Source organism: Heyndrickxia camelliae (assembly GCF_002844575.1).
Classification (GTDB): Bacteria; Bacillota; Bacilli; order Bacillales; family Bacillaceae_C; genus Margalitia; species Margalitia camelliae.
In genome coordinates this window covers 1-536 of sequence record NZ_PIQO01000071.1, presented here as the reverse complement: position 1 = coordinate 536, position 536 = coordinate 1, and the positions used below count along the sequence as shown (strand labels likewise).

Below are 536 nucleotides of genomic sequence, written 5' to 3'. Positions count from 1 at the left end.
GCCCAGACACTGGTGTGTCTTTGGATGTTGTCTTATGCTCTCCCGTTGCCATCGGTGGATTATTTGGTTTTGTTGGTGGAATTTCTGGTTCTGTTATTTCAACCGTTACTGGAACTTCAATCTTTCCACCTTTACCATCATCTACGATAACGGTAAACGAATCGTTTCCTGTATACCCCTTATCCGGTATATACGTCCATGTTCCATCTTCATGCACTTTAACAGTTCCATGACTTGGTGATTTACCTTCCTTATAAGTCAATGGATCCCCATCTGGGTCCNTTTACCTTCCTTATAAGTCAATGGATCCCCATCTGGGTCCGAGCCTTTTACTTGCCCAGACACTGGTGTGTCTTTGGATGTTGTTTTGTGATCATCTGACGCACTTGGCTTTTGGTTGATAACTTCAAAATCTGTTGATGGGTTATTGGATTTCTCTACATTATCACCTGTAACCTGAGCTATGTTTGTAATCTTGTTACTACTTTGACCACTCTTCACTTTGGCTTGAAATTCTACTGTATGCCATGCCGTAT

Annotated in this window: 2 protein-coding genes; both read right to left on the bottom strand. The window is 41.9% G+C overall.

The window, feature by feature from the left end:
* Nucleotides 1–262 (bottom strand): Ig-like domain-containing protein (locus CWO92_RS24960; RefSeq protein ID WP_165786802.1); only part of this gene is annotated, 262 nt, incomplete at its 3' end.
* Nucleotides 259–501 carry an Ig-like domain-containing protein gene (locus CWO92_RS26445; protein ID WP_437177580.1) on the bottom strand — a complete coding sequence of 81 codons (243 nt, stop codon included), beginning with the start codon at nucleotides 499–501 and terminating at the stop codon, nucleotides 259–261. The genes CWO92_RS24960 and CWO92_RS26445, both read right to left, overlap by 4 nt.
* Nucleotides 502–536 lie beyond the last annotated feature (35 nt).